The sequence below is a fragment of the Stenotrophomonas sp. YIM B06876 genome, from assembly GCF_030711595.1.
Taxonomy (GTDB): domain Bacteria; phylum Pseudomonadota; class Gammaproteobacteria; order Xanthomonadales; family Xanthomonadaceae; genus Stenotrophomonas.
This window is the reverse complement of sequence record NZ_JAUJUJ010000488.1, coordinates 1-608: the sequence shown is the minus strand read 5'-3', so window position 1 is coordinate 608 and position 608 is coordinate 1. Positions and strand designations below refer to the sequence as shown.

The window sequence follows — 608 nt, the reverse complement described above, 5'->3', positions numbered from 1 at the left end:
GGGCGAGCGTGTGCGTGGCTCCCATGCTCCACTGCCCGGCCTGCGCCGCATGGCGTTTCTCGTCGTAGCGGTCGATGAACAGCGACACCGTCGCCAGACCGTCCGAGTAGATGCACTGCAAGCCGCCCGGGGTCGCCGGCATGGTCTTCGCAGCATGCTGGTAGCAGTTCATGGGCACGAAGCCGGCGACGGGTTTCCGCAGCGTCCAGCCCTGCTGCGCCGCCGACGTTTTTTGCATGGCCACGTTCACAACCCGGTAGCCGGCCGTGTCGTCCATCATGCGCGCCAGGGACTCCATGCGCACCGGCGTCTTCAGGTCGAGTTCGGAAAAGGCCGCCTGCTCCAGCACCTGCCCGTCGGCCTGCAGCGTTTGCAGCTTGAGCACCAGCCCCGAATCATGCGCACTCCAGATGCGGTAGCCAAACCGCAATGCATCCTGGGGCTTGAACCACACCACATCGGCCATCTGCCCCGCCACGCGTTCGGAGCCGAGCAGGCTCGCGCTATAGAACTGCGCCACCGCCGCGCCGCTCACCCAGGGCAACTGCGGAAAGCCGCCTTGCGGCTCGCGCTGCTCGTTGCGCACGGTGTGCGACTGCGGCCAGAAC

At 66.9% G+C, this 608-nt stretch carries 1 protein-coding gene; it reads right to left on the bottom strand.

Annotation, left to right across the window (positions count from 1 at the left end):
* On the bottom strand, positions 1-608 hold a 608-nt coding region (locus QZH66_RS18080; protein ID WP_305807184.1), incomplete at both ends, for a MucB/RseB C-terminal domain-containing protein.